Source organism: Marinobacter sp. (genome assembly GCF_035268745.1).
Taxonomy (GTDB): Bacteria; Pseudomonadota; Gammaproteobacteria; order Pseudomonadales; family Oleiphilaceae; genus Marinobacter.
This window is the reverse complement of record NZ_DATFKH010000114.1, coordinates 1-3742: the sequence shown is the minus strand read 5'-3', so window position 1 is coordinate 3742 and position 3742 is coordinate 1. Positions and strand designations below refer to the sequence as shown.

Here is a 3742-nt window from a genome sequence, read left to right as displayed (position 1 = left end):
AGCGCCATCCTTGATAAGGACATGCAGGACGTTAAGACCATCGGTGTTCGGGGCACCCCGACCTTTTTCGTGAATGGTCGCCAACTCACGGAGTTTGGTCCCAAACCGCTACTTCGTCTTGTTCAAGAATCGCTCCCGGACACAGAACAGTAGCCCATGGCCGCCGAGGAAAACAGGGGCAGGGCTGATTCTCGTTGTGATGGGGGTAATGGTGCTGGCGGGCCGAATCGGCAGGAGAATTGGGCAATGAACACTGAACTCAGGACGTCCTATCCAAAAGAATTGGCAGCCCATTTGCACATGTTCCGGCCTGGCCGGAGCACGCGCGGTGCCCGAGCTTGAATTCAATTTAATCGACAGCCAGGGCGCCCTTGTTTCAGGCGGTGATTACAGTGGTCGCGTACGAATGCTTTTTTCGGCTTTACCTCCTGCCCTGACATTTGCCCCACAACCCTGAAAAAACTCAATCAGGCCACAAGCGGCCTCACACCGGAACTTCAGGACGAAGTTCTCACGTTGTTCGTCAGTGTCGATCCTCAGCGTGACACTCCTGAGCGCCCAGGAGCTTCGTGATGACCTTGTTTCGCTTGTTCAAGAGGACGCCTGATACTGATAGAGAATCGTTCGAGTGACATCGAATCTAGCCTGGCCACCTCGGGTGCAAGCTATCGATGACGTAAATGTGAGTATGCCGACCGCCAGAATTTGCACTTTCTGCAACATGCGGATGATCGCCCGGGAGATTCTCGTGGCTATGCAACCGCTCAACTGGATCGTCAGACGGCCATAGCTTGGCCGCCAGCAACAGCCCCGCGACAGAGAAGCCAGCAAGCACCAGCAGAGTGGCACTCATGCCGGCAATAGACCCAAGCCAACCGGCCACTGGATAGGCGAACAGCCATCCAGCATGGGACAGGGAAAACTGGGCAGCGAACAGCGCGAGCCGGTCTTCAGCGTGAGAGGACCGGATAAGCACCCTGCCGATGGGGGTTTGAACGGTCGAAAAACCGACGCCAAGCAAGGCCCACACAGGCATTAACCAGCCCAGCGAGGTTGCCGGCACCGCAAGAACCAAGCCGAAAACCAGAATTACGCCTCCGTTCAGCATCACTCGACGGTCCTGCCAGCGCTTCAGCAACGCGGGCAAAACCAATGCCGCCAACATCGATCCACCACCAAACGCCGCAAAGGCCATGGCCGTATGCTGGTCGGTAAGGCCAAATTGGCCCTGCACCAGAACCACCGTATTCACGATCACCATGGCTCCCGCAAGACTGACAACCAGGTTCAATGCCATCAAACCACGCAAGCGCGGAGTTGCTGCAAAAATTCTGAAACCGGCCCGTGTTCGATCATAAACGCCGCGACAGTTTGCGGATCTGGCCCCAGACGGCAAAGCAACAGACACTACCAGCAAAGCCGATGTAATAAAGCCGATCACCGTGCCCGAGAACAGTGCCTGCCAACTGGAAAAAAACAGAATCAGCGCTGCAAGCGCTGGACTGATAAGGTTTTCCAGATCATAGGCTAACCGGGAAAGCGAAAGAGCCTTGGTATAATCGTCTTCATCCGGAAGGGTATCCGGAATTGTAGACTGGAAGGTTGGCGTAAACGCTGCCGACGCGGACTGAAGTACCGCGATTACCACATACACTTCCCAGATTTCAGTAACAAAAGGCAAAGCAAGGGCTGTCGCCGCCCGAACCAGATCCAGGGATACCAGCAGAACACGCCGGGGAACATTCTGGGCCAGAGCCGAAGCCAGCGGAGCTATCAATACGTACGCGACCATTTTGATGGCCATGGCGGTACCCAGAACCTGCCCGGCCTCGCCTCCGGCCAGGTCGAACGCCAACAGGCTCAGCGCCACGGTCGCTAGCCCGGTGCCAAGAAGGGCAACGACCTGCGCGAAAAACAAGTGGCGATACGTTCGGTGTTTCAGAATCTCAAGCATGACTTACCAGTAACATCGTTGGGGGCCGAGCGCTTGAGGCAGTCATCTGACTACAGAAGCTTTTTTATGCTATCCCCCTGGGGAGGATACGTCAAAAGCTGAAACTGGACCCGAGACAGGGATTAAACTGACGTTCGATGGCACTGACAGGCAGCAGCGATAACGTCAGAGATACCGGGCGATTGCCTTGAATTCATTGACTCGCCGCTGCTGGTCTGGCTCCAGCGACCCGACGGCATCGTCGAGGCAATGCTCGATGTGGTCCTGCACCAGCACCCGTTTGGCCTGCTGAATGGCCTTTTCCACAGCATGAAGCTGCTGCGCCAGCTCAAGACACGGTTTCCCGTCTTCCATCATGGCAATCACGCTTTCAAGGTGACCGTTGGCCCGCTTCAGACGTTTGATGATGTTCGGATGTGATTGGTGCGTTTGATCATTTACCATTTTTAATTCCTATCCCCCACCGGGGGATGTTATCTTCTGGCTCTCTGGAAATCCAACAGACGCATCAGCGCACTGAAAATGATGATTGCGGCCAGTCAATGTAGAAAACTGCTTCCGACGCTGGTGATGCTGTTCGCATTGGCGGGACTGTCGCTGTCGGTGATTGGTGAAGCTTTCTCTCACGGTGTCGTTGAGTTGGCAGGCGATCCGGAATCGCCGCTCAGCGCCCATTCAAATCATCATGGTGGGCATGGGCACAGCCACGATTTCGATGGTGAAGAGGCTGATGCGTCCCTGCATCACGACGCTGGCAATCACACCCATGAAACCGTGGACCAGCTGAGGATTCCAGCTGCTTTCTCAATATCTATTACCCTCCGGCAATCTGTTACATTTGCCGGTGACTCCCCCCGCAGCCTTCGCTACCGGTTTGAACGCCCTCCGAAACCGCTCCTCTTTGCGTGAGTCTCGTCGCCTTCGCGGCACCTCGAAACAATGTTGATTGGAGTCTTTATGTTGTCAAGCCTGCTTGACGGATACCGTAGTGCGCCCATGGCGCGGACGGGTAACCGTCTGTTCTGGATATTTCTGACACTCGGATTACTCGGTTTGAGTACCGATGTGCTTGCCCATGCGGTCGCCCAGGGCGACAAGGGATACATTCAGGAAATCACCGGTGTGAACCTCATTGCGTTTACCTACCTCGGGGCCAAACACATGGTCACCGGATATGACCACCTGCTGTTTCTGCTGGGTGTGATTTTCTTCCTCTATCGGATGCAGCACATTGCCATCTACGTGAGCCTGTTTGCGCTGGGGCATTCCACCACAATGCTGTTGGGTGTGTACTTCAACGTCGGCATCAACAGCTACATCATCGATGCGATTATCGGTCTGTCCATTGTGTATAAGGCACTGGACAATATCGGAGCCTATCAGCGCTGGTTTGGCTTCCAGCCTGACACCAAAGCCGCCACCCTCATTTTTGGGTTTTTCCACGGTTTTGGGCTGTCCACCAAGATCATCGAATACGACATTTCTCCGGACGGGCTGATCCCGAACCTCCTTGCCTTCAATGTGGGTGTGGAAATCGGTCAACTCATCGCCCTGGCCATGATCCTGATTGCCATCAGCTTCTGGCGCAAAACCGACGGCTTTTTCCGCCACGCCTACACCGCCAACGTGGCGATGATGAGCGCAGGCTTTCTGCTCTTCGGTTACCAACTCACCGGTTACTTTGTCGCCTGATTCTGGAGATTCACTATGTACAACACCGATATACCCAACCGTGAAGCATTGCCCAGCACTGCCAAACTGATTCGATCAACCATCATCGCGGCCATT

6 protein-coding genes are annotated in these 3742 nt (G+C 54.9%); 4 read left to right on the top strand and 2 right to left on the bottom strand.

All coding sequences use genetic code 11. From position 1 onward, the window contains the following. On the top strand, window positions 1-153 hold a 153-nt coding region (locus VJ956_RS08500; RefSeq protein ID WP_414674409.1), incomplete at its 5' end, for a DsbA family protein. Window positions 154-438: 285 nt separating this feature from the next. Then, on the top strand, window positions 439-573 hold the full coding sequence (locus VJ956_RS08495; RefSeq protein ID WP_324083794.1) for an SCO family protein: 135 nt from the start codon (window positions 439-441) through the stop codon (window positions 571-573). A gap of 67 nt (window positions 574-640) precedes the next feature. On the opposite strand, the gene VJ956_RS08490 is transcribed toward VJ956_RS08495, so the two are convergent. Next, the gene (locus VJ956_RS08490) at window positions 641-1954 is read right to left on the bottom strand and encodes an MFS transporter (protein WP_324083791.1); all 1314 of its coding nucleotides are present in this window, start codon (window positions 1952-1954) and stop codon (window positions 641-643) included. 165 nt (window positions 1955-2119) lie between these two features. Continuing rightward, a complete protein-coding gene (locus tag VJ956_RS08485) occupies window positions 2120-2398 on the bottom strand; it encodes a metal-sensing transcriptional repressor (RefSeq protein ID WP_324083789.1) in 279 nt (92 codons plus the stop codon). A gap of 78 nt (window positions 2399-2476) precedes the next feature. Here VJ956_RS08485 and VJ956_RS08480 point away from each other — a divergent pair, with 78 nt between their 5' ends. Then, window positions 2477-2863 (top strand): hypothetical protein, encoded by a 387-nt coding sequence (locus VJ956_RS08480; protein ID WP_324083786.1) that lies wholly within the window; start codon window positions 2477-2479, stop codon window positions 2861-2863. 48 nt (window positions 2864-2911) lie between these two features. Continuing rightward, a complete protein-coding gene (locus tag VJ956_RS08475) occupies window positions 2912-3646 on the top strand; it encodes a HupE/UreJ family protein (RefSeq protein ID WP_324083785.1) in 735 nt (244 codons plus the stop codon). The last annotated feature ends 96 nt before the right edge of the window (window positions 3647-3742 follow it).